General features: G+C 35.1%; 30 protein-coding genes. 7 read left to right on the forward strand and 23 right to left on the reverse strand.

Annotation, left to right across the window (positions count from 1 at the left end; all coding sequences use genetic code 11):
- The first annotated feature begins 90 nt into the window (after positions 1–90).
- The 3 genes from FEE95_RS18995 (at position 91) to FEE95_RS19005 (ending at position 4,040) form a co-directional block, all read left to right on the forward strand.
- On the forward strand, positions 91–1,671 hold the full coding sequence (locus FEE95_RS18995) for an alanine/glycine:cation symporter family protein (protein ID WP_138659616.1): 1,581 nt from the start codon (positions 91–93) through the stop codon (positions 1,669–1,671).
- A gap of 56 nt (positions 1,672–1,727) precedes the next feature.
- Positions 1,728–2,546 (forward strand): mechanosensitive ion channel family protein, encoded by an 819-nt coding sequence (locus FEE95_RS19000; RefSeq protein ID WP_138659617.1) that lies wholly within the window; start codon positions 1,728–1,730, stop codon positions 2,544–2,546.
- A gap of 81 nt (positions 2,547–2,627) precedes the next feature.
- Positions 2,628–4,040 carry an alpha/beta hydrolase gene (locus FEE95_RS19005; RefSeq protein WP_138659618.1) on the forward strand — a complete coding sequence of 471 codons (1,413 nt, stop codon included), beginning with the start codon at positions 2,628–2,630 and terminating at the stop codon, positions 4,038–4,040.
- Between the two features lie 5 nt (positions 4,041–4,045).
- On the opposite strand, the gene FEE95_RS19010 is transcribed toward FEE95_RS19005, so the two are convergent.
- Complete coding sequence (locus FEE95_RS19010; protein WP_138659619.1) at positions 4,046–4,783, reverse strand: DJ-1/PfpI family protein; 738 nt, start codon at positions 4,781–4,783, stop codon at positions 4,046–4,048.
- A gap of 84 nt (positions 4,784–4,867) precedes the next feature.
- Here FEE95_RS19010 and FEE95_RS19015 point away from each other — a divergent pair, with 84 nt between their 5' ends.
- Positions 4,868–5,530 carry a DUF1684 domain-containing protein gene (locus tag FEE95_RS19015; RefSeq protein WP_138659620.1) on the forward strand — a complete coding sequence of 221 codons (663 nt, stop codon included), beginning with the start codon at positions 4,868–4,870 and terminating at the stop codon, positions 5,528–5,530.
- A gap of 67 nt (positions 5,531–5,597) precedes the next feature.
- On the opposite strand, the gene FEE95_RS19020 is transcribed toward FEE95_RS19015, so the two are convergent.
- The 5 genes from FEE95_RS19020 to FEE95_RS22185 all read right to left on the reverse strand — a co-directional run bounded on the left by FEE95_RS19020 (position 5,598) and on the right by FEE95_RS22185 (position 9,236).
- Positions 5,598–6,695: an outer membrane beta-barrel protein gene (locus tag FEE95_RS19020; protein WP_138659621.1), complete on the reverse strand. Its 1,098-nt coding sequence runs from the start codon at positions 6,693–6,695 to the stop codon at positions 5,598–5,600.
- 108 nt (positions 6,696–6,803) lie between these two features.
- Positions 6,804–8,036, reverse strand: a complete 1,233-nt coding sequence (locus FEE95_RS19025) for an ammonium transporter (protein ID WP_138659622.1) — start codon at positions 8,034–8,036, stop codon at positions 6,804–6,806.
- Positions 8,037–8,062: 26 nt separating this feature from the next.
- Positions 8,063–8,401: a P-II family nitrogen regulator gene (locus tag FEE95_RS19030; protein ID WP_138659623.1), complete on the reverse strand. Its 339-nt coding sequence runs from the start codon at positions 8,399–8,401 to the stop codon at positions 8,063–8,065.
- 296 nt (positions 8,402–8,697) lie between these two features.
- Complete coding sequence (crcB, locus tag FEE95_RS19035; RefSeq protein WP_138659624.1) at positions 8,698–9,069, reverse strand: fluoride efflux transporter CrcB; 372 nt, start codon at positions 9,067–9,069, stop codon at positions 8,698–8,700.
- Positions 9,070–9,086: 17 nt separating this feature from the next.
- Positions 9,087–9,236, reverse strand: coding sequence for a hypothetical protein (locus FEE95_RS22185; protein ID WP_171037089.1), 150 nt, complete (start codon positions 9,234–9,236; stop codon positions 9,087–9,089).
- Between the two features lie 375 nt (positions 9,237–9,611).
- Here FEE95_RS22185 and FEE95_RS19045 point away from each other — a divergent pair, with 375 nt between their 5' ends.
- Positions 9,612–9,998, forward strand: coding sequence for a pyrophosphohydrolase domain-containing protein (locus FEE95_RS19045; protein WP_138659626.1), 387 nt, complete (start codon positions 9,612–9,614; stop codon positions 9,996–9,998).
- Here the strand turns inward: FEE95_RS19045 and FEE95_RS19050 are convergent, their stop codons facing one another.
- From FEE95_RS19050 to FEE95_RS19060, 3 genes are all read right to left on the reverse strand, one after another.
- On the reverse strand, positions 9,999–11,492 hold the full coding sequence (locus tag FEE95_RS19050; protein ID WP_138659627.1) for an amidase: 1,494 nt from the start codon (positions 11,490–11,492) through the stop codon (positions 9,999–10,001).
- 119 nt (positions 11,493–11,611) lie between these two features.
- Positions 11,612–11,863, reverse strand: a complete 252-nt coding sequence (locus FEE95_RS19055) for a formylglycine-generating enzyme family protein (RefSeq protein ID WP_138659628.1) — start codon at positions 11,861–11,863, stop codon at positions 11,612–11,614.
- Positions 11,864–11,913: 50 nt separating this feature from the next.
- Positions 11,914–12,468 (reverse strand): SUMF1/EgtB/PvdO family nonheme iron enzyme, encoded by a 555-nt coding sequence (locus FEE95_RS19060; RefSeq protein ID WP_171037090.1) that lies wholly within the window; start codon positions 12,466–12,468, stop codon positions 11,914–11,916.
- Between the two features lie 505 nt (positions 12,469–12,973).
- Here FEE95_RS19060 and FEE95_RS19065 point away from each other — a divergent pair.
- Both FEE95_RS19065 and FEE95_RS19070 read left to right on the forward strand, forming a co-directional pair.
- Positions 12,974–13,480 carry an RNA polymerase sigma factor gene (locus tag FEE95_RS19065; RefSeq protein ID WP_138659630.1) on the forward strand — a complete coding sequence of 169 codons (507 nt, stop codon included), beginning with the start codon at positions 12,974–12,976 and terminating at the stop codon, positions 13,478–13,480.
- Complete coding sequence (locus tag FEE95_RS19070) at positions 13,477–14,067, forward strand: hypothetical protein (protein WP_138659631.1); 591 nt, start codon at positions 13,477–13,479, stop codon at positions 14,065–14,067. The genes FEE95_RS19065 and FEE95_RS19070 overlap by 4 nt, the downstream gene beginning before the upstream one ends.
- Positions 14,068–14,230: 163 nt before the next feature.
- Here FEE95_RS19070 and FEE95_RS19075 read toward each other — a convergent pair whose 3' ends face one another.
- The 14 genes from FEE95_RS19075 to FEE95_RS19140 all read right to left on the reverse strand — a co-directional run bounded on the left by FEE95_RS19075 (position 14,231) and on the right by FEE95_RS19140 (position 25,931).
- Entirely contained in the window at positions 14,231–15,517 is a 1,287-nt protein-coding gene (locus tag FEE95_RS19075; RefSeq protein WP_138659632.1) for a hypothetical protein, read from the reverse strand.
- Between the two features lie 130 nt (positions 15,518–15,647).
- Positions 15,648–16,508: a response regulator transcription factor gene (locus FEE95_RS19080; protein WP_138659633.1), complete on the reverse strand. Its 861-nt coding sequence runs from the start codon at positions 16,506–16,508 to the stop codon at positions 15,648–15,650.
- Between the two features lie 98 nt (positions 16,509–16,606).
- A complete protein-coding gene (locus FEE95_RS19085; RefSeq protein ID WP_138659634.1) occupies positions 16,607–17,113 on the reverse strand; it encodes a DUF2391 family protein in 507 nt (168 codons plus the stop codon).
- Between the two features lie 160 nt (positions 17,114–17,273).
- Entirely contained in the window at positions 17,274–17,828 is a 555-nt protein-coding gene (locus FEE95_RS19090; RefSeq protein WP_138659635.1) for an SH3 domain-containing protein, read from the reverse strand.
- Positions 17,829–18,028: 200 nt separating this feature from the next.
- Positions 18,029–18,805: an MBL fold metallo-hydrolase gene (locus tag FEE95_RS19095; RefSeq protein WP_138659636.1), complete on the reverse strand. Its 777-nt coding sequence runs from the start codon at positions 18,803–18,805 to the stop codon at positions 18,029–18,031.
- A 62-nt stretch (positions 18,806–18,867) separates the two neighbouring features.
- On the reverse strand, positions 18,868–19,443 hold the full coding sequence (locus tag FEE95_RS19100; protein WP_138659637.1) for a Crp/Fnr family transcriptional regulator: 576 nt from the start codon (positions 19,441–19,443) through the stop codon (positions 18,868–18,870).
- A 207-nt stretch (positions 19,444–19,650) separates the two neighbouring features.
- The gene (locus FEE95_RS19105) at positions 19,651–20,262 is read right to left on the reverse strand and encodes a MarR family winged helix-turn-helix transcriptional regulator (RefSeq protein ID WP_138659638.1); all 612 of its coding nucleotides are present in this window, start codon (positions 20,260–20,262) and stop codon (positions 19,651–19,653) included.
- 54 nt (positions 20,263–20,316) lie between these two features.
- Positions 20,317–20,580, reverse strand: coding sequence for a DUF2024 family protein (locus FEE95_RS19110; protein ID WP_138659639.1), 264 nt, complete (start codon positions 20,578–20,580; stop codon positions 20,317–20,319).
- A 4-nt stretch (positions 20,581–20,584) separates the two neighbouring features.
- Positions 20,585–21,307, reverse strand: a complete 723-nt coding sequence (locus FEE95_RS19115; RefSeq protein WP_138659640.1) for a hypothetical protein — start codon at positions 21,305–21,307, stop codon at positions 20,585–20,587.
- 66 nt (positions 21,308–21,373) lie between these two features.
- Positions 21,374–21,607, reverse strand: coding sequence for a thioredoxin family protein (locus FEE95_RS19120; RefSeq protein ID WP_138659641.1), 234 nt, complete (start codon positions 21,605–21,607; stop codon positions 21,374–21,376).
- Positions 21,608–22,076: 469 nt separating this feature from the next.
- On the reverse strand, positions 22,077–22,853 hold the full coding sequence (locus FEE95_RS19125; RefSeq protein ID WP_138659642.1) for a carboxypeptidase-like regulatory domain-containing protein: 777 nt from the start codon (positions 22,851–22,853) through the stop codon (positions 22,077–22,079).
- A gap of 277 nt (positions 22,854–23,130) precedes the next feature.
- Positions 23,131–24,303: a MalY/PatB family protein gene (locus tag FEE95_RS19130; RefSeq protein WP_138659643.1), complete on the reverse strand. Its 1,173-nt coding sequence runs from the start codon at positions 24,301–24,303 to the stop codon at positions 23,131–23,133.
- Between the two features lie 218 nt (positions 24,304–24,521).
- Complete coding sequence (locus FEE95_RS19135; protein WP_238474616.1) at positions 24,522–25,283, reverse strand: hypothetical protein; 762 nt, start codon at positions 25,281–25,283, stop codon at positions 24,522–24,524.
- Between the two features lie 63 nt (positions 25,284–25,346).
- Complete coding sequence (locus tag FEE95_RS19140) at positions 25,347–25,931, reverse strand: Crp/Fnr family transcriptional regulator (protein WP_138659644.1); 585 nt, start codon at positions 25,929–25,931, stop codon at positions 25,347–25,349.
- Positions 25,932–25,944 lie beyond the last annotated feature (13 nt).

The raw sequence follows: 25,944 nt of genomic DNA on the forward strand, positions 1-25,944 counted from the left end.
TTCACCAACGCCATTCTGATTTTTAACCAATGTTTAGTCTTGTTGTTTCTTAGCTTAAAATGCACCTTGTCAGGAATTAATCTAAAGTAAATGGCACGTGCAATTCTATTCCTAATTCTATTTTTGATTTCCCATTTTATCAATGCGCAGAGCTCTTTAGACGACCAAATCAATGAAAAATTTGAAAACGCAACTGGTTGGTTCGTTGATGCTATTTTTGCCCAGATTCCAATTACTGATGAAGTTGGTGTTCCATGGGTTTTGGTGGTACTCCTTCTAGGGGCAAGTTGTTTCACCTTTTATTTCAGAGGGATAAATTTTACAGGATTTCGTACCGCGATTCGAATTGTTCAGGGGAAGTATGACGATTTGGAAAATAATACCCCGTTACAAGTTTCAGAATCGGTTTATACAGATGTTGGGTATAATCCGGATACGGTTCGAATAGAAGGTCATGACGGAGAAGTTACGCATTTCCAGGCATTAACTGCAGCACTTTCTGCGACCGTGGGTTTGGGAAATATTGCAGGTGTCGCTATTGCACTTTCCATCGGTGGACCCGGAGCAACCTTTTGGATGATTTTGGTAGGTTTTTTAGGAATGGCTTCCAAGTTTGTGGAGTGTACGCTTGGAGTAAAGTACCGCGAAATCGATGAAAATGGAAGGGTTTTTGGTGGACCAATGTACTATTTGACGAAAGGACTCAAAGAGAAGGGGCTGGAAAAACTAGGAAAGGTACTAGCCATAATTTTCGCGGTCATGTGCATTGGTGGATCCTTCGGTGGCGGTAATATGTTTCAAGTAAATCAAGCTTTTCAATTATTTGAATATGTCTCAGGAGGTGAAGAAAGTTTTATTCATGGAAAGGGATGGCTCTTCGGATTGATTATGGCAAGTCTTGTAGGTATCGTAATTATTGGTGGTATTAAGAAAATCGCAAGTGTGACCGATAAAATTGTTCCGGCCATGGTAGTACTATACGTGCTAGCGGTAATTACTATTTTGGTTATAAATTATTCGAGTATTCCGGACGCCATTATGGCTATCTATGATGGAGCCTTTGTACCGGAAGGAATTGTTGGCGGTTTCGTTGGAGTTCTAGTTCAAGGTTTCAAAAGAGCGGCTTTTTCTAACGAAGCGGGGATAGGATCGTCATCGATTGCACATTCCGCAGTTAAAACCAATTATGCGGCTAGTGAAGGTCTAGTAGCACTTTTAGAGCCTTTTATTGACACGGTAGTAATTTGTACGATGACCGCTTTGGTACTCATTATTACGGGACAACTTGAAGTAGGGGCCGAAATTTCTGATGCGCAGGGGGTGGTGCTTACGTCAAACGCCTTAAAAAGTGGAATTTCATGGTTTCCGTACTTGCTGTCTTTTGCGGTAGTACTCTTTGCATTCTCTTCAATGATATCGTGGTCATACTATGGGCATCAAGCTTGGTCTTTTCTTTTTGGGCGGGGCAGGAAAATGGAGTACCTCTATAAAACCATTTTTTGTGTGTTTGTTGTAATTGGTTCAGCGGCCACTTTAGGTTCGGTAACAGATTTTTCTGACGCCATGATATTTGCCATGTTGGTACCTAATATGATAGGTTTGTTCCTTCTTATACCAAGGGTAAAAGAAGAGCTGATCAAATATCAGAAGGCTATTAAAAATCAGTCATAAAATACATCCTAATATTTGTAGGTAAAGGATTTTATCGTTTATTTTAAGCTATGGAAATGGATAAAATCAACGAGTATCTTCAAATCGCCATCGACAAGGTCGTTTTCTTTTTGCCCAAGATTGTTTTAGCAGGAGTAATTCTTTGGATCGGCTTTAAAGTAGTAAAAAAATTAGTCCAATTATTGAATCTTGCCCTTGAGAAATCGGGCTTTTCAGAAACCCTTCGCCCATTTATTGGTTCCACCGCGTCGGTTCTTCTAAAGGGTGCCGTTCTTTTTGCAATAGCATCGGTAATTGGTGCAGATCTTACAGGTTTGTTTGCAATATTAGCTGCTGCGGGATTTGCTATTGGAATGGCGCTACAAGGCAGCTTAGGAAATTTTGCCTCAGGTATTTTGATACTTTCCCTAAAACCATACAAAATTGGGGATTGGATTCAATTGGATGATAAATTCGGTAGGGTGGAAGAGATTGGTATTTTTAGCACCGATGTATTGACTCCAGGAAATAAGATTTTGATTATTCCCAATTCCATGATTACCGAGTCGGTGGTTACCAACTTTTCAGAAAAAGGAATGATACGCCTTGAACTTATGATTACCATGCCTTATGACGAGAGTTTTCCAAAAGTTAAGAAAATAATCATCGAAGCCTTGCTAGAGCTGCCTAAAGTATTAAAAGATCCCCTTCCTGATATTGGAATACAAACATTTGATAGTCATAACATTACGCTCTTGGTAAGACCTTATGTTGTACCCGATGATTATTGGTCGGTTATATTTGAAGCTAACAAGGCAATGAAAGCGGCCTTTAGTTCTAATAATATCAAAGTTGCTTACTCTGAAGGAGTTGAGATGGGGGCAATTGGAGAATAGTTTTTTGAAAATCTTAACGTAATTATTGCGTAACTTTAGTTCATTACTTTTTTGGCTAGATTTTTGATGCCAATTTGATATATGAAGAAAAAATTACTACTCCTATTCCTTAGTGTGGCTTTTTATGGCACTGCGCAACAGTTGACTCTAAAAAAAGGAATTATAATAGATGCCATTCCGGTAAACGATACTATTCCCGAAAATTTTGCCCTATATCTTCCAACTAGTTTTGATCCTTCAAAAAAGTGGCCCATCGTCTTTGTGTTCGATATGAAGGGAAGGGGTAAGCAAGTGCTAAGTATGTTACGACAGGCGGCGGAAGAACAAGAGTATGTTTTGGCGGCTTCCAATAACATAAATGATAGTATCACACTTTCAAAAAACATTCTCATTTCTAGTAGAATGTTCAGTACGGTATACTCCATATTACCAATAAAGAAAAACCGAAGCTACACAGCTGGGTTTTCAGGTGGAGCACGTTTGGCCTCTTTGATGCCGACCTTTGTAAAAAAAATTAAGGGTGTTATCTCTTGTGGGTCTGCCGTTGCAAATGAAGCGGTTTTGAGCAGCAAGAATAAGTTTCATTTCATAGGTATTGTAGGTAACGAAGACTACAACTTCTTATCTATGAAAAATAATCAAAAAGTGCTGGACAAATTAAAGTTTCCCAATCAACTTTTTGTATTTGATGGCGGAAAGAAATGGCCGGAATCAAGCTATTTAGCCAAGGCTATGGAAATTTTCACCTTGTCAGCAATGAATAGTGGAATTGAACCGAGAAATGATGCTTTTATTAGTAATACGTATAAAACGAACCTAGGGGAGGTGAGTGCCTTGCTGACTTCAGGGAAAGCTCTTAGGGCTGACAAACGCTTAACAGAAATGACCGGTATTTACCGGAATTTCAAAAATGTAGATTCGCTTAAGGAAAGCACTAAAACACTAAGAAAAACAAAACTATTTCGCTCAAATAAGCGAAGTCAGAATGCTACCTTTTTTAAGGAGAACCTTATCAAAGATGATTATTCGTATTATCTTGAAGAAGATGTGCTGAGCTATAACTACAACAATTTAGGTTGGTGGAAATATCAAATGGAGGAATTGGATAAATATGAAAAGGGCAGCAATCTTTATGAAAAGCAAATGGGCAGAAGATTAAAATCTTTTGTTAACGATTTAATTGCTGATAATATTGACATTGTAAAAGCTCCCAGTGCAGTTGATGAAGAAGCTTTACTTTTTTTATGGATGTTAAATACCATAACCGATGCGAAAAATAAAAGTCCGTATTTGAAAATAATTTCCCTGAGTTCAAAAGTCGAAGACTATGGCACAGCACTTTTTTATTTAGAAGAACTTCTAAAAACGGGGTATACAAATACTGATGAGTTGTATGCTTTGGAAAATACGGCACTATTTCGAATTACCCCAGAGTTTAATGAAATTGTAGCGAAGTATTTAAAAGATGCGCGATACGAAACCAAAGACGAGTAGCTTTTCTACTTTTTGACAATTAGCTTTGGAAAGCTTTCTAGGTCCCAATCTATTACCAATCCTCCTGCGAGCGATTCTGTTATTTCCTTTCCATAAAGTACTTCACATAGGTAAAGTGCTGCCTCAAAACTTTTGGCACCTCCAGCAGAAGTAATATATTTTCCATCATGAACAAATAATACGCTATCCTTTACTTTCAAATGGGGAAACATTTTTCGGTAAGTTTTAATATCACTTGGAAAAGTAGTAGACGTCACATCGTTCAGAATACCTGCTTTTGCCAAAACGAAAGCGCCATCACAATGGCTAGTCATATACATTGCGTTTTTGTCCACTTTTTTCACAAAGTTTATCATAATAGAATCATTCAAATCGGTGTCTAAATGATGTTCCGCACTGGGCACTACTAAAATATCGATGATAGGAAGTGAATCTCTAGTATAGTCAAAATCTGGTAAAATCCGCACCCCTTCAAATGTGGTTATAGGTTCTAATGTATTGGCTATAGTAAAGGTATTCATAGCTTTTATGTTTTTCCGATATTGAGTATGTTGAAAAATATCGAAAGGCGCCGTGAATTCCGTATTGAACGTACCATCCATTAGTAAGAAAGCAACATTGTACCGGTCTGTTTTCAATTCGGGTAAAATTCTTTCTTTAGATGTACTTGTGACTTCTTTTTTAGTCTCATCGCAAGAAATTAATATAAAAACAATGGATATAACCGAGAGCAGTTTTTTCATCAGGTTTGATTTATGTCTGCAAAGTACAACAGAAACCAAGAAGTGGGAAATACTTTAAATTGTATTTTTACTTAAAATTTAACTATGAAATCTAAGGTTTTGTTCTTTCTTTTTTTAGGATTTTTCTTGTTGATGGCCTGTAAGCAAAAGAAGAAGTATCATGATGTTGCTGAAAAAGAAATGGCACTAATTCAGACTGATGCTACCGCTGATATTCTAAATTTTCAAAGGGAGTTGAATGAATCGTTTAAAAACCCTGAAACTTCCCCATTGCCTGACAGGCTTAGAAAAAACTTCGAATCATTAGATTTTTTTCTTCCGGATACGTCCTACGTCATTGAGGCGAGATTGCTACGTACCCCAGATGCTATTCCTTTTATGATGCCAACCACAACTGGCGAAAAATCAGAAGAAGTGGTCTACGGAATTGCCCATTTTACTTTAAACGGAGATGCTAGGCAACTGGAAATATATCAAAATAAGGAACTTATGTTGGATGCGGAATACGTAGACTATCTCTTTCTGCCCTTTACGGATATGACCAATGAAGAAGAGACCTATGGGGGAGGACGATATATTGACTTGAGAATTCCGGAAGGGGATACGATTATAATAGATTTTAATCGTGCCTACAATCCCTATTGCGCTTATAATAAAAAGTACTCTTGCCCTATAGTTCCTTCGGTAAATCATCTTGAAACCAAAGTTATGGCTGGAGTAAAGGATTTTAGAGATGAATACAAATAAAAAACCCTGACAGTTTTATCAGGGTTTTTCTAAATTTAAAAATATAACTCAACCAACTTAATTCATTTTAGAAAGAGTAAATTGCTGCCAAGGCAAAAGAAGATAAACTATCAGAAGCAGCACCATCACTATCAACAAAACCATCAGTTAGGTTATCTAGTCTAATTTCTGGCTTTAAGATTAAGTTATCAACTGAATAGCTACCAGTAAGCGTGAAAGCTGTAACTGATACATCATCAATATCGCCTAAACCATCAATGTCAGCGGTGGTAGCAAAATATTCACCTCTTAGACCAATGGAAAAAGAATCGGAAGTGGCTATTTGGGGATATAAAGCTACTCCATAAAAACCACTAGTACCTTCTAGAAATGATCCATCTTCTTGTTCAAATAATGCATTTGAATTTGTGTTATAGGCCGCGTTAATTCCGAAGAAAAAAGAATCAGATAAATCGAAACCACCTGTATAATCAATCTCAGTACCTAGACCACCGTTCTTACCACTATCATAGTAGAAGTTTAAATATTGACCATAGAAACCTAATTGAGCACCAAGGGAAATTTCACCGGTAGAAGTTACATCATTGGTATCCCATGGATTCATTACGCCAACCATTAAACTCCAATCATCAGATAGGGTAAAATCAGCTTTAAGACCCATATGTGAGAAAGGTCCATTGGAGAATAAATAAGAAGTACTGTAATTGAAGTTTGCCTGAGGAGCGATTACTTCATACCCTAAGAATGTATTGAAACGACCCATTGTTAGGGTAGTACCCTCAGACACGTTCCAGTATACGTAAGCTTGATTTACGATGCCATCAACGATATCGTTACTAAAAGTTGCACCAGCACCTCTTGGCCCTACAACTAAGTCAAGTACAGCGCCGACCTTACCGCCGTCATAGCTAGCAATTAAGTTGCCCATTCCAAGAGCAAAACCGGTTTGATTCGCAAATGCAGTACCTGGATCTTGAGAGGCACCACTTTCAGCATCAACAAAGGCTGTTCTGTAATACCCATCTACACTGCCGCTGAAGCTTAATTTTGGCTTTGATTCTTCAGCAACTTCTTCATCTTGAGCAAAAGAGTTAACAGTTGCAAAAAGCATAAATGCCGCGATGAATATATTTTTTACGAAATTTGTTTTTGTAATCATGTTCATAAATTTAGATTTTGAATATCCCGGTGGGATTTAAAAGATTTGATGTTGATTGTGAAAAGGTTACAAAACGGAGCGTTCTGCAAAACGCTCCGTTTACCTTTATTTTAATTAGTCATTCATAAAGTCTGGGTATGCATCCATACCGTGTTCGTGAAGATCAAGACCTTCAATTTCTTCTTCTTTAGAAACTCGAATCCCCGTGATGGCTTTTAAAGCTCCTATGATAATTCCTGAAGTAACTATGCAAAAAGCACCGATAATTAAAACACCGTACAACTGGGTCATAAATTGAGCTCCGCTTGCCATTTTACCAAAGATACCTACCGCTAAAGTACCCCAGATACCACAAATCAAGTGAACAGCAACAGCACCAACAGGGTCATCGAGTTTTAATTTATCTACCAATGCTACTCCCAAAACAATTATGATTCCTGAAAGTAAACCGATAACAATTGCATTGTCAGGTGACATTTGATCGGCACCTGCCGTGATTCCTACCAAGCCACCTAAAATTCCGTTTAAGAACATGGTAAGATCAAGATTCTTATAAAGTATATAAGAAAGTACCATTGCGGCTATTCCCCCCGCAGCAGCAGATAAACTTGTTGTAACCAGTACCAAAGAAGTCAATTCGGGATCCGCAGATAATACAGAGCCGCCGTTAAATCCGAACCAGCCTAGCCATAGAATCAATACACCAGCAGTAGCCAAAGGAATGCTATGACCCGGTATCGCTTTTGGTTTGCCGTCTTCTCCGAATTTACCAATTCTAGAACCTAATAAATAGATAGCTACCAAAGCAGCCCAACCCCCAACAGAGTGAACTAAAGTAGAACCTGCGAAATCATAGAATCCCCATGAATCTAAGAAACCTCCACCCCATTTCCATGCACCAACAATAGGATAAACTAAACCTACGTAAAGTACCGTGAAAATCATGAATGCCCCAATTTTCATACGCTCCGCAACAGCACCTGAAACAATTGTGGCCGCAGTTGCTGCGAACATGCCTTGAAACAAGAAGTCGGTCCACCAAGTGTAGCCACCATCAGCGTAGCCTGGAGTCATTCCATTTTCAGGAGCGCCTATTCCGAATCCGGCAAAACCGAATATTCCTGAAGATCCATCTTCGAAGCCGGGGTACATCATATTAAAGCCCCATGCATAGTAGAGTAGTAACCCTACGGTAATGATAAAAATATTTTTAAATAATATATTGATGGTATTTTTTGATCTTGTTAATCCTATTTCTAAAAATGCAAATCCGGTGTGCATGAAGAATACTAGGGCGGTAGCCACCATCATCCATACGTTGTTTGCTGTAAATAATCCTGCGTCCATTTTCTTAAAAGTTTAGTGGGTTGTTTTTAGTTGATTCCTGCGTGTCCGCTTTCCTTGGTTCGTATTCTGTAGGCTTCTTTGACTTCTGAGACGAAAATTTTACCGTCGCCTACATTTCCGGTATAGGCCGATTCTAGAATACAGTTTACTGTTCTCTCTAAAAACTCATCAGATACTACAATAGATAGGTAGCGTCTTTGAATATCGGTTGTACTATAAGAGATGCCGCGATAGACATGCCCTTGCTTTTCATTTCCTACTCCAGTTACATCCCAGTAACTGAAGAAATTAACCTCGATGCTATGCAAAGCTTTCTTCACTTCATCGAATTTTGATTTTCTGATAATTGCTTCGATTTGTTTCATAATGATTCTAACGGTATTAATTGAAGTGCCAAATGTATGTTAAAAAAATTAACACCCTAAAATATTAGGGGGTATGTTATTCATTTTTATTTAAATTGAAAATTATACCCTATAAATTTGAGGGTTCTACATAATTTGATATATAAAATTGATTATTTAGGGATTCAGATTTTTCAAAAATTGATATTTTTTGAATTAAATGGACTTATTGGATAAATTTTTTGCGAATTGTTTAAAAAAACACCGCAACAGGTGTATTCTTATAAAAAAGAGAAAAGTGGTGAAGAATGTTAAATCTATAACATTTTCGACACCCAAAGGCCAATAGCAATGGCAATAACGCCGATAACAATGCTAGTGATTGTGTAGATAGAAAAGTGCATTATTTCACCAGCCTTTAATAAAGAGTGTTTTTCGAAAGCGAAAGTTGAAAATGTGGTAAAGCCTCCGCAAAAGCCAGTAGATAATAATAAAGTCTGATTTTGAGTGAGGTAATCGCTCTTTAATGAGAAACCTAGAATGATACCAATTAATAAGCAACCTATAATATTTACAAGAAAGGTGCCTAGAAAAAAATGTTGAAAATAGTTGTTGAAGTTTTTGGAGATGAGAAAGCGCAGTATACTTCCAATGCCTCCACCAAAAAATACAAGTAACAATTGCTTCATACCCTAAAGGTATAAAACTAAACTGCTTTCTTATACTTCGAAGAAATTAAATCAATTGGGTTGATTTCCGAGATAGAAGTCTTGGAAATTCCATTAGATGGTTTCTTCGCCTTTTGATTTGTACCACTTAGGCTGAAAAACATCATAACGGCGTTAACTCCAATCATGATAAAAAGAATTGTAAAAAAAGTTGTCATTTGTTGCCCCTTATGGATGAATAACGCAAAATTACGTTGTTTGGTATATAATACGTTCAAAAAGATGAAATAGTCTTCAAAAATGTAAGTTTTATCGTATGCTTAAGAAAAACGTTAATTTTTAAGCAAATACTTAATAATAAAGAGAAGTAGTATAAATATTAGGAAAGTAAGTGCAACCCATTTAACACCTTTGTAATTACTCAGGTGTAATTTTTTGTCTTTTTGGTAGGTAAATACAATTATTACTGCAAAAACGATAACAAAAAAAGCCGCGAAAATTAATTGTCCGGAGCTGAACATATTTTATATTTTTACGCAAAGCTAACTCAAAAACCAATAGCAATGCAAGACAAGATTAATGCAGTAAAAGAATTTCATACTTCATTTGGACTAGGATATTCCGAAACCATGAAAGCTGACCTCGGGGAGAATAAAAATCGGTTACGGTTTAATTTAATGGATGAGGAGAACAAAGAATATTTTGAAGCCGCCCAAGCTAATGACATGGTAGAGGTAGCAGATGCATTAGGGGATATGCTATACATTTTATGCGGAACAATTATCGAACACGGCATGCAGCATAAAATCGAGGAAGTGTTTGAGGAAATCCAAAGAAGTAATATGAGCAAACTGGGAGCCGATGGAAAACCTATTTACCGTGAGGATGGAAAGGTGCTTAAAGGACCCAATTACTTCAAGCCTGACATACAAGAGATTTTAGACCGTTAGTTATTTGCTTGAAGCTATCAGCTTGGGACGTCTATTTAGATGATTTGTGATTCTTTCATAAGCCAAAGCAAATTCCAATACTCTTTTATCATCACCGAATTTACCCATTATCTGCATGCCCATGGGTCGACCTTTTACGTCGAAACCAACGGGAACATTTACTACCGGAATACCACCAAGACTACCCAGGATAACAACTTCCATCCAGCGATGGTATGTGTCCATGGCCCTTCCATTGATTTCTTTTGGCCAATGAATTTCTTTGGAATATGGAAATACTTGAGCTGTGGGCAATACTAAGAAATCATATTTTTCGAACAGGCTATCTAATGTGTTATTCCAATCTTTTCGTATTCTTTTGGCATTCGAAATATCCGCTTCACTTAAAACAAGACTTTGCTCAATTTCCCAAATCAATTCCGGTTTTAGTAGTTTCCTATGTACAGGGTTTACATAATACTCCATCATGCTGGTACGACCAGAATGGCGCAGGGTTATCCAGCTTTGCCATAAGTCCGATAGTATAAAGTTTGGCTTTATCGAGTCAATCTTGGCACCTGCATCTGAAACTTTGGTCAAACTAGACTCGCAGAGTTCGACTATTCCCGGTTCCATGGCCAGATAATTATCGAGATTGCCCATCCAACCCATCTTGATTTTAGTAAGGTCAAGAGCATTTAGGTTATCAAAAACAGGGTCTATCGCCATGGTTTGTAATAGTCGTATGGTATCTCTGGTATCACGCCCCATCGGTCCTGAAGTCCAAAGCAGACGGTCTTTGGCGTCACCTTCTTCCATGACCACAGTAGTGCTTGGTCGAAAACCAATTACATTATTAAATGCCCCCGGGTTTCGCAACGAACCCATCATATCGCCCCCATCTGCAGCGGGTAACATATGTGTACCCAGTCCGCAGGCTGCTCCTCCGCTACTTCCCCCAGAGGTCAATTTAGGGTTGTAGGCGCTACCTGTGGCTCCGAATACGGGATTGTAACATTGTGACCCCAATCCAAATTCAGGGGTATTGGTTTTTCCTATAAAAATTGCACCTTGATTTCGAATTTTGGTAACTAATGAACCATCTTCTTCAGCGATTCTATTGGCAAACATAGGCGAGCCACTGGTGAAAGGAAGTCCTTTCACAGGCGCCAGATCTTTAATGGCATGGGGCATACCATGCATCCATCCCCAATATTCACCTTTACTTAAAGCCTCATCTGCTTTTTTTGCTTGTTTTAGCAATTCATCATGGTCGACCATGCTCACAATGGCATTGTAAACAGGATTGTAACGCTCGATTCGGCTGAGGTAGGCCTGCATTACTTCAAAGCAACTGATTTGCTTTGCCCCTATAGCTACGGAAAGGTCTGAAGCGCTTAAATCAGTTATATCAGAAGGTAAATTACCAGTAAATAATCCATGCGAATATGAAATGGGGGTAGAAAGTAGTGCAGCAAAAGCAGTTGAGCTTTTTAAAAATTCACGTCTTTTCATATGCCGGTTTGTTTCTTGTCTATATCTAAATCCTTAAGATTTAGCGACATTATAAATATAAGCAGACCTTTCGGTTTTGCCTTAAAGCCTGCATTACGTTTAGGTATTGTTAGCAACTGTTATTTTACCTTCAATAATCGTTGTCGAGCAATATTTCTAAAGCCTGTCCAGGCATTTATGGAGTCAAATGGTAAATCCTTTTCAATTTGGTTATCGGCGAACCTCGTTTTCCAATTTCCTCCTTTAGAAATTCCATTTTTGGAGGTCAGTTCGGAAACATTTCCGTGAATTCCATATAATCCATAAATGTTTGCTCCCAAAGCCATTACTTCGCATGTTGCAATTCCACATCTACTTTTCTTAATTTTCATTTTGGTATTCGAATGGAATTCTGCGGTATTATATAAGTAATTGTACTTCTTTAATGTTTTTTGTTTTCTGTCAAATTAGAATCAATTCCTTTAGGAAGATTTGAACCCTTACCAGCGATTAATTCCCATTCATTTTTGTTAGGTAGAATGTATTCAGGTACTAATATATTTTCTTTGGATATTATCCAGTCGTAATTACCGTTTGTATATTTTTCTATTGTAAAATAATTGTCCTTCGAATATGTGAATTCGGGTTTAATCAGCCCTTTTCTAATTAGTAATATTTCAGCTACCCTATCAGTTCTCCATTTACTAAATAATTCTGCCTGTTTAAGAGAAATTCCAACAACAGGATACTCAGCAAAATGTGGTTGAGTAAAATATTGTTCATTTAATTTACCCGAAAATTCAGTGTTATCCCAAATCGATTTATCCAACTGTATTTGTTCAAATTCAATAGAGTTTTTTCCAAATATTTCTTCAGTCCAATCTATAAATTCTAGATACATTACATTGGTCGTTTCTGTTTCGTCGGCATATAGATTTTCATTAATAAATATGAGCCCTGGTCCAGTAACAACTTCATATTGTCGATTGTCAATCATCAAATATTTGGTTGTATCACAGGATGATAAAAGGATAAAAAGAAGAATTAATGTTATTCTATAAATCATTTGTTGGTAATGGCTGCTAAAAGTTGGGCTAATCGTTGTGCGGAGGCAAGGAAACTTTTCGTTTCCGTCTGTGCACGAAGCTAAAGCTTATTGTTTTGATTTATTTTTTCTATTCTAAAGCTAAATCCATAAGATTTAGCGACTTTATAAAAATACACAGACTTTTCGATTTAGCCCAAGAGTACGCATTACGTTTAGGTATTGTTATCTTCTGTAGCAACACGCACGGGTAAGCACGGAACATTGCGTTTTCATTTCTTCTCCGTCTAGTAAAGTCCATTTATTCAACAGTTGCGTTTCAGTGAAGCCCATCTGCGAAACTTGCTAATTCTGTTGGAGAAGAAGGTCCTTTGTTTGCTTTAATATAAGTTTTCAGCAATAAAGTGTCATATTTAAAAGATTTTGGTAACTAAAATAGTAGAGAGAAGATTTATCAATGAAAAAAGAACAGGAAACCATATTTCTAAAAGCTCTAGAATTAAATCAGGAAAAGCTATTTAGAATTTGCTCGATTTATTCTAAAGATGATGAAGATGCTAAGGATCTTTTTCAAGAAGTTTTGGTTCATATTTGGAGGTCCATGAGCACATTTAAAGCTAATTCTAGTATGGGAACTTGGATGTTTAGAGTTGCCTTGAATGTTTGTCTACGTTTTAAATCTAAGCATACTAAGAATCAAAATCGTTTCATAAGAATAGATAGTATTACTATTGCCAATTTCGGTTATAAAGAAAATAGCGAGGTGGAAAATGAAAAACTCAATAGTTTGAGAAAATGTGTGAAACAACTGAATGAAGCAGATAAGGCTATAGTTGCACTTTACTTGGAGGGTATAGCTTACAAAGAAATTTCAAGTATACTAGGATTATCTGAAAACCACATAGCTGTAAAAATCAAGCGAATCAAGTCAAAGTTGTTGAATTGTATAAATAAAAGATTATGATAGAAGATGAACTAATTAAAATTTGGCAATCATCTAGTAATCCAGAACGAGTAAAATTTGAGAAATCTAAATTGATGTTGGAGTTAGATTCAAGTTTAGAACGTTTCCAAATTTGGTGGAAGAATATGGAACGTGTAAATGTTATTTCTGGATGGGTAACTGTTTTGGGGTTTATTCCTGGTATTATTTGGGTGCCCTATACTTCCATGAAAATTTCGTCAGTACTAATAATGGTTTGGGCAATATATATAGGAAGGCGAGGGAAAAGTGTTAAGAAATTCAAACCGAACGAACTAGAAGAGAATTACTTACAATATTTAGAAAAAACTAAAACCTATCTTCTTGCCCAAAAGCGATTTTTTGAAACTTCCTTGAATTGGCGTGTTTTGACTATTTTACCGATATATGCTTTCTTTTTTACTGGTATTTGGGATAAACCTTTAGCCCGATACGTAGGAGTTATATCATTTTTTGGTTTGGTGGGAATCTTAATCTATTCATATTACAAAAGCAAAAGAATTGTAAGAAATAAAATTAGTCCAAGAATAAATAAGGTTGAGGAATTGATAAAAAAGTTAAAGGAATAGCTAATAAAACAAATTTTTCGAGCTATTGAAGATAACAACTAGTATAAGACCAGTAGCCTGCTCCGTGGCTCTCTACTATCATGTTACAAGAAAATTGAAGCTGACTAAACTCCCTGAATTTAATAATATTTCGATTACTTTTAAACCGTGTTTTGCGCTGTCTTTATTTCTTTCTTTTTTTCAATCGTTCAGGATAAAATACTACTTGTATTAAATTAAATTCCAATTGGCTAAAGTCAAAGTTATTTCCATCAACTTGAAATGAAGAATACGGAAACCATCTTAAATTGGTTCTCAAAACTAGGGCCTCGTTTGTTTTACCCGGAACAATATCCCAACCTAGCGTAACACCAGGTTCGATTTTTTCAAAGGTTAGCTTCTTGTTTACATTATCAATACTTTCGGTGTAATTCAGTTTATCATATGCTATATTTAAGCCAATGTAAGGCGCAAAACCAACATAGTCAGTTAAGAATTTATTAATCTCAAATGTAAAAGAGGTTTTTTTAATAGTTTGTTTGGCGCCATAACCTTCTGTTTCAAATTTTGGGTTTCTGAACGAAATTGCTGTGAACAAGTTCCAATGGTTAAATTGGTAGCCACCGGTAATATCAAAATAGTTTGATGAAGTCAGCTTATCATCCAAATAGGGACGACTACTTTGATTGTAATCAGATTTTGCTAGTGAAAATGAACTGGATGGTCCGGCGGCGATAAAGAAGTCGCCAAATTTGGTAGAACCATACCCTAAAGGTGAGTTAATTGGAAAGTTATTCCACTGCTCATTAACCTTAGGATCTTTACTTTTCGTGTCTTCATAGGAATACCTCACGCCGATTTGAAAGTTAAATTTTGGAGTCTCAATGGCAGAAAATTCAGTTCTTGAAACAGGGTAATTCCATTTATTGTCATAAAGGTAGCTAACACCCAACCGAAGCATAAAAGCTTTGTAGCCAAAGATTAGCCCGGCTTCAGGAACAAGCATAAAATCTTTAGAAAGTACGGGCTGATTTTCTTCAGGTTTTATTTTTTGTTGAAAATCCGTAGCACCCCAACCAACGCCAATATAGGGCCTTAATGCCCCGTCTCTATATGCCCAAGGTAAAAACCGTGCTCCGGTAACAATACTATTGGTAAGTTGGAAATCTGTTTCTTCGTTTTTTTTGAAATTCTCCTGCCCTATGGGGATAGAAACATAAAATTCCGCATGACCCCAAAAATGAAATGCTCCCCAAGTAATGGTTTGATTCACTGAAGCTGCGTTACTAAAGGAAATCACTTCATTGTTCAACAATCTTTTACCGTTAAAAGACGGCGAAAAAACACCACCTAGCTCCAAATAAGATTTGGCAAAGTCAAGACGTTTTTTGTCTTTTTGCAAAGAATCATTCTGGGAAAATATGTTTAAAGAACACAATGTCAAAATAGCTGCAAACAATTTCTGCTTCATAATCTAGGATTTATTCAGCAAAAATATTTAATGGAGTTGCGCGTAACAATCGGGTAAAAGTATGAAATCCCTTCTAAAAGCTATTTTCATACAAAAGTATGAATGTTGATAATCAGATGGTTACACAGTTTTAATTAATTAATAAAGCAGCTAATTCAGTTCTATTTTTAACGCCGCACTTTTTATAAATAGTGCTTGTATGCGTTTTTACTGTTGGAATGGAGATATGTAATTCCTCCGATATTTGTTTATATGTTTTTCCTTTTATCAAAAGTAAAGCAACTTCTTTTTCTCTTTTAGAAATAGCATAATTTTTTAAGAGTTGATTACTGTATTCTGATCTAGGTTTAAAAAGTGATAAACGTTGAAGGTCGTCTAAAAATTTATTTCCAGCAAGAAATATAAAAACTAGCGGGAGCGTAAATCCAATTTTTAGATTGTATTCCTCATTAATAAAAACGTAATTGGCAAGCAGTGATAGCGGTAAAATGACTAAAAACGCAATGGCGAAAATTCGTTCCGTTTTTTCTCGGTGTTTAATGAATTGTTTGGGTTTGGTTGTTCTAACCAATATCATAGAAAATAGAACAGTAATGGCAAGGAAAATAATTACAATATATTCAACCTTAGCTAGTATATTTAATAAAAAAGCAATACTAGTAGTTACGAATAATAATATAGAGCAAGCAAAAAGTAGTTTTTTCCATAGCGGAGGTATTTTATGCTGCCTTTCCCTCATAATATTTAATGGTGTAGTTAAGGCAACCAAAATCATAGATAATAAAGTAAAAACGCTCGTAGTGTTTTTGGAATATGTTGTGTCAAAAAAAGAAGAAAAGGTCATTGACAAAATTAAAAGTAATAAAGAAAAGGTAAAGGCAATAGTCTCCCATTTTTCAAGTCCTTTTTTGTAGCATACTATTTCCAAGAATATTGTAACGATAAGCAAAGTATAAGCAAATACTAATAAAGTAATTTCTACATATTTCATTTAAACTCTTGATGTTTTTGATTGCTCACAACGTTCAGTGTTTGGTGCGTTTCCCAAAGGGCATACACTATACACCTTGTTGGCAACCTTTTTTATCTTTATTTAATAGTATCACTTAGTGTACCACTCATTGCAGCCGGAAATGCCACAATGATTACTCTTTTTATAGCTAATGCATTGTCTATTCCCCAAGGGCATTTTTGAATTACTGTTAGAATCAAAGCCACAACAATCAATGAAATAATATATGTTCCCAAAACTCTTTTTATGTAATCAGTAACATATCCTTTTAAGGTTACTCTGTAAAAATTGAAATAGACAAAAACTGAAACCAGAATTAACGATATTATAGCTATAATCGAAACATTTATAATCGGTAGTGATTTGCCAAGATTCCAAGCTTCTTCAGTTAGTGATACAGGAATTGCTAGTAAAGCTGAACCGATTATAACTTGCATAATATCTCGTGGCTTGAATTCAAGCATTAGAGGTTTCAATGCATAACTAATTATCTCTCCTGATTTATCAGCAATTGGAACAATCCTATGTAAATAGCCACCAATTCTTTTTATAGTTGATTCCTTAATTTCTACTTTTTGTTCCATTCTCTTGTTTCAATGGTTGCAAACGGTCTCGGCTATGATTTCGTTACGGACATTTCCAACGGAAATTGTCCGTGCGGAATACAGCCGCTTGTGGGTTAATAAGATTGAAGTTAGTTAAAATGCAGCAATGAATTATAGCTATTGTTGAAACAGGTTTTTTTTAGTTACAATTGGTTTCAGAATTTGTACAAATATATTCAGGGGAAAGCCACCCTTTATTCCCTTCTTTTTCTACAAAAACCCAATCATTTTTGCAATTCAGCACATTTAGATAAGATTCTTCAATTATAACACCAGTAATTTCAGAATCCCTTGCTGGCTCTTTAAGTAGTGATATTTCTTGTCCTTTATAATTATTTGTTCCCACTTCAATAAAGTCCGATTTAATCCAATAGTTTTCTAGTTCAGGGTTGTTTTCGTCCCTACCGATTTGGAGCCAGCCTAGTTCTGAATTTTTAAATAAAAAGCCACCTCCAAAATCGTAATTTGGATTATCCTCAAACCGAAAATATTTTATGATTTGTCCATTTGCATTATCGTATAGAGGCAAAGAATCAGTGTATTTAATGTATGTTTCAAAATGACATTCATTGTTAAGAGAAGCTTTAGGAAAATCCTTAGTCACTGATTCCGTATTATTGGATAGGTCTTTTTTCTTGGATTCTCCACAAGCAGAGAATATAAGTAAAAGAAGAATGTAAAATATAACTTTCATTATTTAAATGTGTTTCAACGGTTGGGCTATGATTATTGCGGTGCGGAAATCCGTTAGATTTCCAGCTGCGGACTAGGCAAAAGCTCTTGGTTTTGTTTTAATTTTTTTGGTCGAAAGCAAAATCCCAAAGATTTTGCGACATAATAAATATACACAGACCTTTTGGCAAGTTTAACCTGCCCTAAGTTTTTTATACATTGTTACCTACTGGCTATTTCTATCACCTCTCCATCTTCGGGAATAAGAACTTTATCCATTAAGCTGTTCTTAATCAATATTTCTCTTAGTTTTTTTCGAGTTAATGGACAATGATTTATAGATTCCATATGATTAGCAATTACTTTTCCTGATGTATTTTTAACAAACTTTAAAATATCATTTATATCCATAATAAGTTTGCTGAATAAATCAAATTGAGCCGTTCCACAAGCTAAAACACTAATCTCTGGTTTGTAATTCTTTAGTACTTTGTCAACCGACTCTGTGTATATTGTATCAGAGCTTAAATAGATAGATTTTTGTTGTGGAAGTTTGATGAAAAAACCAATTACATTACCCATTAATTTAGAAATAAAACCATAACCGTGTTTAGCTGGTATTCCTTCAATTGTACCTCCTAAAAAATTTTGTCTTTCCCAGTATTTCAGTGTTTGAACTATATTAAGTCCTCTTTTCGTTAATGCCTTTTCATCTTTTATACTACAAGTAACAGGAATATTATTTTTAATCAAGAACTGTATTCCCTTACTATCTATGTGGTCAGGATGTTGATGTGTTATTAAACAATGAGTTACTTTTTCAAGTATAGAATTTATGTTGTGTGGTAGTGGAACGATAGGGTTTTTTCTTGCTTTATGCCTGAATATTGTAAATGCAGGCATAATTCCTATATCTCCTAACATCGGGTCAATTAAAATAACTTCATTTTCTGTTTCAAGAACCATGGTAGCATTTCGTACATGATGAATATTTAGCATTTTGTATTTTTTATGTGTTATACAAAAGTCAAATAAAGAAGAATCATTTTGATTGATTCAAATCAAGAAGTACGTTTTCTAATACGACTTAATGTTTCAGGAGTTATATTTAGATAAGAAGCAATATGATATTGAGGAATAGATTGAAGCCATTCAGATTTGTAAATGAATAATTCTTTATATAATTCTTCTGGAGTTTTAGTGACGCGATTAAACTCCAACATTTCTTTTTGTTTTAATAATTTTTGAAACGAAGATTCAACAAAGGATTTTCCACATTGATATTTCTCTAACAAATCAAAAAAAGGCTTTCTGTCAATGCTTAAGACCTGTACTAAAGAAATGCATTCTTGATTTTTATTAGTTAAAGTATTTTGAGTGAAAGTCAATAAATCAGAAATAAATTGTGGTTTAACGTAAAAGTTTATATTAATTTCTTTTTCTTGATTTGAGTAATATTCTCTTACTATTCCTTTATTAAGAAACCTAAGTTGTTTTTCTTTAGTTTGAGCTTTAATTAATAGGCTTCCTTTCTTATGCTCATTAATTTCAAATAACGAGAACAGTTCGGCTAATCCATCTTGATTTAATGAATATTCAGATTTGAAAAATTTAGATATCTCAGCGAAATTGTTCATTTTTTTTGAGCTTGTTGGTAACGGTCTTGCATATAAAACGTAGCATGCAAAAAGATGTTGACTTTTCAGTTAAAACACAGAGCCGAATTTTATATTTTTCCTTTTATCTTATATTTCTCAAAAAGCCAAATTTAAAAATCTAACGGTCTTCAAAAATACACGAAAACCTCTCGAAATACCTGTAACATCTATGTTTTATATAATTTTTTAACCACTGATTTTTTCTTCATACTCTGGACAGTCCAATCGAATCTCTTGATTTAATAATTCCTTTTCAAGCAAATTACAGTAATCCGATTCTTGCTGTTTTTCATAAAACTTGCATCCATAACAAGTCCGCTGTACGTTCAATATTCCGTTACGATTTAGTTTGTAAATCAGTTGACTTAAAGTACCAAATAAACTCTTTAATTCAGATTGAGAAAGACTATCCACTTGTTTTTTTAATGGATTTGAGAAATCATAGGTTTGAGAAACTATTTCAGTTCCTAATTGAGATAATGTAATTGAATAACTACGACTATCTAATGAGGAAAAATCTTTTAGAATTAATCCTTTCTTGTCTAGAATTCTAACCGCATCACTAACAGTTGGTTTAGTTACGTTAAATTCTTTAGCAAGATGGCTTACGTTACACAATTTTCGTTTGTGAAAAGCTATAAATAGGAGTATTTGAATTTGAATTGGACTTAAACCAACCAACTTAGCCTTTTCCCATAGCAAGATTTTAAATACTTCCGAAACGCGTTCCATTCCTGTAACGATTTTACTCGAAATGTCTTTTTCTTGTTGCTCTGGATTAAATGTACTTTCCTTCATAAAAAAAGCCTGTCAAAATTTGTTCGACAGGCAAAGTTAGTACTCCTAATTAAATTAATTGCAATTTTCCATTTCTATTATGAAATAGCCCTTGTTTTCAATTGATGAGATTATTTCTTCTGATGCCTGTTCAATATGACACAGGCGACATTCATTTGAGGTCAATTGCCCTGTTTTAAATGATTTTGTCTTAAGGTAACTTTTTCCAAAATTAAATATCGTTTGCTCATTGGTTATATTTTCAGGAACGAGAATATCAAAATGCATAATATTACCATCTTCTTTTTTTACGTAAGTGTCCCAAACTGCTATTTTCATCTTATTAGTTCTTTACTTTATATGGTAACGACAAATCTCCACTTGCCACACTAAAAACTTCGTAAACTCCGAGCATAGGTAAATTTTCATTACTTGTATTTACTTTCATAAATGCAGTCACGCCATCATAATTAAAGTCTGTTCTATTGTTCATACGATAAATTGGCACGACTACCTTTATTTTGTTGCTTTTAGTTAAAACAGGATAACCTGGCGAATCCATATACATTGGCATTCCTGGATTTGTTGGTGGTAAAACAACTGTCTCATCTGCTTTCTTAAATTGTTTAACCGAAAGCCCTCCATCAATTCTTTTATCTTCGTGAAGAATTACCCAATGTGGATGCCAAATAATTCCATCGTTATCAAATATTTGGTCGCTATTTTCATCCCAAAGTGGTGTGTCATCAAAATCGGGATGTGATGTTAGAGCAAGAGCAACAATTCCGTCTGTCTGATTAAAGCCAACATCAGTAGGTTTTAAATTTGTTGGAAAAACATAGGCTAAAACAGGTGCACCATCTAGTTGACCAACTTTAGTTGGTGTTGTTTTTCCTGCTGTTCCAGCTACAGTGATTTCCCAAATAGTAACTCCTAAATCGGGTTTGTGTGTTACACTAACTTTATTGATTTTGAAATTGTCATTTTTATATTCGCTTTCTTGAGCACAAGAATTTGTTGTGTATAAAAGCATCGTTGTTGATAGTAATAATAGTATTGATTTCATTTTTGATTTGTTTTAAGAAGTTAGGATCCCTATAAAATTAGGAATCCTAACTATATATTTTAAAAATTAACCTTTTACATCTGCCATTGAAGCACCAAAATTTATATGTAAAGTATTGCCATTAGGTGTAACTAAAGCTGGAACAGAGTTTACTCCTGCTTTTTCTGCTTCTGAAATTCTGTTTCGGTCTTCTCCAATGTTTACGACTTCAACATTTTCAGCTCCAACTAAATTTACGATATCGTGTTCTGCACTTACGCAAACTGGACATCCTGCGTGATAGAAAATGGATTTACTCATTTTATAATATTTTTAGATTAACGCATTATTGCAACACAAATATAGTAAGGAATCCTAACAATACAAATTTTGAATCAATTATTTTTTGAAATGGAAAAGTGGGTTTTTAATCTATAGTTGGTTGCGTGCAGTATTTTTCAGCTTGTGGCTAACGGTTCGGCTAAGCGTAGTGCGGAGGCAAAGAAACTTTTCGTTTCCGTCTGTGCAAGAAGCTAAAGCTCTTGGTTTTTCTTTTTCTTTTTTTGTCCAAAGCTAAATCCCAAAGATTTAGCGACTTCATAAATATACACAGACCATTCGGTTTTGCCCTAAAGTCCGCATTATGTTTAGGTATTGTTAACTAATGTGGCGACATGTTTCAGTAAGCACGTTCCAATCCCGTTTTTTCTTTTATCTCCGCCCGAGTTGGAAGTCCATCTAGGTTTTCTTCGTCTCAGTCGACAGAATAAATCCCTCAATTTCTACAGTACTACTCCAAATCGTTGTTGACGCGATAAATCTTGCTCCTATCTTCCAAAAATTCCCAAATTTTCAACTTGTCCTGACCATCAACAGTAGCCTTGAAAATCGTGTCGAAAGCACAGAAATACATGAAGTCATCTATTCTTTCTTCAGGTACTTTCAGTTTTTGACTATAAAGCGAAACGGCATAAAACTTCTTTATAATCTCAATCTGTTCTGCTACTTCATCTAAGGAAACCATTTTTCTCAACCTTCTATTATGACCAGTTATTTCGTCAATAAGCCTATGCAGAGCTTGCTCTTCCATTGCCAAGAAAAGCTTTCTTTCATTGAGTGATAATTGTTTAACATGTGCATTTGGTAGTCCCAAAGTTGAAGATGTCACTACAGGTTCAATTTTCAATGATTGGATATCTTTAGCAATATCGCCGGATAATTTGTATGGTGTAATTACTACTTCATCTAGTTCAGTTAAAGATTCTTTCAAACGGACAGTAACCATTTTACTTTGTAAAATCTCATTAGTAACAATCAACTGGGATTTTTCATATTGAATTGCTGAAAACCATATGGTGTCATTCAGCTTTACTGAAATTCTAAAGTAACCATAAGCGTTAGTTATTGTAGCCTTTTTTGAGTTAGCGTTAATTACATGAACATCTGAGACCTCCATGGTTTCACTTTCTATTTTACCATCAAGTTCTTTTGCGATTTCTTGGGCATTTGAAATTAAACTAACAAAAGATATTATGAAGAAAATGATGAAATTCCTGTCTGAAAACATAAGATTTATAATTTTCCGACCGAGTGAAGTCCATCTGCGCAAACATGTTCAAAATTCCGTTTTACGTCCATTTTTTAATAAAATATTTTTTTGGATCTATTTTAGTTAATGGTTCGGCGATGGCAAGTAGGGCAGGCAAGGAAACTTTTCGTTTCCGTCTGGTCTACGAGCCAGAGCTTTTTGTTTTGTAATTAATTTTCTTTTTTAATTGCCAAATCCAAAAGATTTGGCAGACTTGGCAAATACGCACAAGCCTTTAAATATATCTCTTTATGCCCTATTTGTTATAGGTTTTGTTAGGCACAGCTTTTTTTATCTTGTTAATCGAATTCAACACCTTATCTCTAGAGGTAGCTATGTTCATTCGCATAAATAATGCACCCTCTCGTCCAAACCAATGCCCAGCGTTAAGCCCAACACCCGAACCTTCGGTTATGTTGGTAAACATTTCTTTGGTGTCTTCAAAAACCTCTCTAAAATCCAGCCAAAGTTGGTAGGTCCCTTCTGGTTTTATCAAATGTATATTAGAATTTTCTAACTCTTTCTCTATACTGATGACATTGTTTTCAATCGTTTTTATTATGTTTTTTAACCATATACCTCCGCTAGTATACGCTGTTTCCAGAGCAACTCTTGTGAGGGCATTTGTTCTACCTAAATTGTATTTTTTAAAAGTAGCCGACACGGAGTTCCTCAGTTCTTCATTCGAAATAATTACCATTGAGTCTGTAATTCCACAAAGATTAAAAGTCTTGGCTTCAGACGTACAAACAACTATTCTTTCATAATCTTTAATGAATTGTAAGGCCGAGGTAAATTGATTTTCGAAAAGGATAATGTCTTTATGTATTTCATCTGAAATAAGAAGTATATCATTCTCTTTACAAATACTAACAACTTGGTTTAATTCCTCTTTGGTCCAAACTCTACCAACTGGATTGTGAGGGTTACAAATAATCAGAACTTTATTGGTTTCCAATTTTGCTTTTTCTTCTAAATCTTGAAAGTCAATTTGATATTGTTTATCAATTAATTTTAGAGGGTTTTTTGTTATTCTACGCTGAGTGTTTCTTATCACATCTCTGAATTCCATAAACACAGGGGGTTGTGTTATTATTCCATCACTTTCAGATGTGAAATTTTCAATTAAAGTCGAAATTGTTGTAGTGATAGTAGGACTATATAAAACGTGGTCTTTGTTTAAATCAACTTGATAGTTTTGTTCATACCATTTCTTTTGTGCTAAGAAAAAAGATTCAGGCTTGTATTCATAACCAAACCCCGAATTAGAAATTCGTGCAATTAGAGCATCTTGGATAGGTTTTGCTATTTGAAATTCCATATCCGCAACCCACATAGGTGAAATATCACCTTTTCCAAATAGAGATTCTAAAGTATTGGGATTAGACTTGGTTAACGGTAATTCTTTTAATTTTTGGTCAATGTTCATGAAGTGGTTAAGTTGTGCCTAACGGTTAGGCTAAGCGTAATGCAGTAATAAGGAAACTTTTCGTTTCCGTCTGCGTACGAAGCTAAAGCTTTTGGTTTAGTTTTTATTTATCTTGTCCAAAGCTAAATCCCAAAGATTTAGCGACTTCATAAATATACACAGACCTTTTGGTTTTGACCTCAAATCTGTATTACGTTTAGGTATTGTTGGCGGTAGTTTTATTTCCGCAGTTTGCTTTTTAATTCTTCTGCTTTTGTCCGTCCTGCTTTATACTCTGGGTCAAGCTCTATAGCTTTATCAAGATAACGTAAAGCCTTTTGGCGATATTTTTTTCCTTGATATTGATTGGCCCAAGCCCAATAAGTAAAGCTAAGAACTTTGGAGTTTGCGTATTCAGAATTTTGTTCTGCTTTTTTGATTATGGAGCTAAAGTCTTTTTTTGAAAATTTACGTTTGCTAAAAAAGAACCAAGGTAAGTTCTCTGCCACACTACCTCTCAAAAATTCAGGCAAGTAGGTTATGTCTGAATATTTTTTGACGGCTTCTTCGAATAGGTCAAAAGACTTACCGAGTAAACTTAACTTTTTGGTTTCAGCTACAATCAAGGATAGTGCTGATGCTCTATAAGATGCTACAAAGGGCATTAATTCCTTGGGGGTACTTTCTGAATTAAAAAGTTCGCTTAAATGGTCAAAACTTTTCTTGGCATAACCTTTATACTCTGTTTCTGATAGAAATGATAAATTCAAAGCAACTTCATGATAAACAATACCGATTCGCGCTTTATTGATGTCACTTGACTCATTTTTGAAATCATATTCTACTTTTATCAATTTTTCTTTGATTTCCGTAGTATCGATAAGTTCCATTACATCATCAAGTTTCTGTTCAATTGCCCGTAACTTTTTTAAGTCTAACTCTTGGGCGTTTACCGTGTTCATCATTGCAACTAGTATAAATATTAATAATCTGTACTCCATAACTTTTGGTTTTAATTGAGTACAAATTTGCAAGTGAAATGGGGCTGAAAACGATGACTTATGTTAAGATTTTTCTTTTTTTTGTATTCGCGCTCTAATCCTGCTCAAACTTTCAGGACTGATGCCAAGGAAGTTGGCAATGTGTTTCTGCGGTATTCTTTGAAAGAAATCGGGTCGGTTATTTAGGAGATTTAAATAACGTTCTTCGGGCTTGTCGGAAGAAAGCGAAATTGCAATTCGTGTTGCTCGATTGGCAACTCCTTCTGCCATTAATCGACCAAATGTTTCGTATTTCGGGCAATCTCGATACAAATCTCCTAATTGTTTCTTTTCAACCGTATAGATAACAGAATTTTCCATTGCCTGAAGATTCATTATGCAATGTGCTTCTGTTGTAAAGCTTTGAAAATCTGTGACCCAAGAATTCTCAAAAGAAATGTCGCAGGTTTTTTCAAGGCCATTTTTTATATGAAAATGCCGAATGGAACCCTTTGCAATAAAACCCAGAAAATTACAGATAGAACCATCTTCAAGAAGATATTCCTTTTTTTTCAATGTCATTCGTTCAAAATATTTGTCAATCAGTTCCAATTCCTGAGGTGAAACTGGTACGATTTTTTCACAATATTTTTTAAGTTCATTAAACATTCAAAGGCTTTTT

The sequence above is a fragment of the Maribacter algarum (ex Zhang et al. 2020) genome, assembly GCF_005885635.1.
Lineage (GTDB): Bacteria > Bacteroidota > Bacteroidia > Flavobacteriales > Flavobacteriaceae > Maribacter_C > Maribacter_C algarum.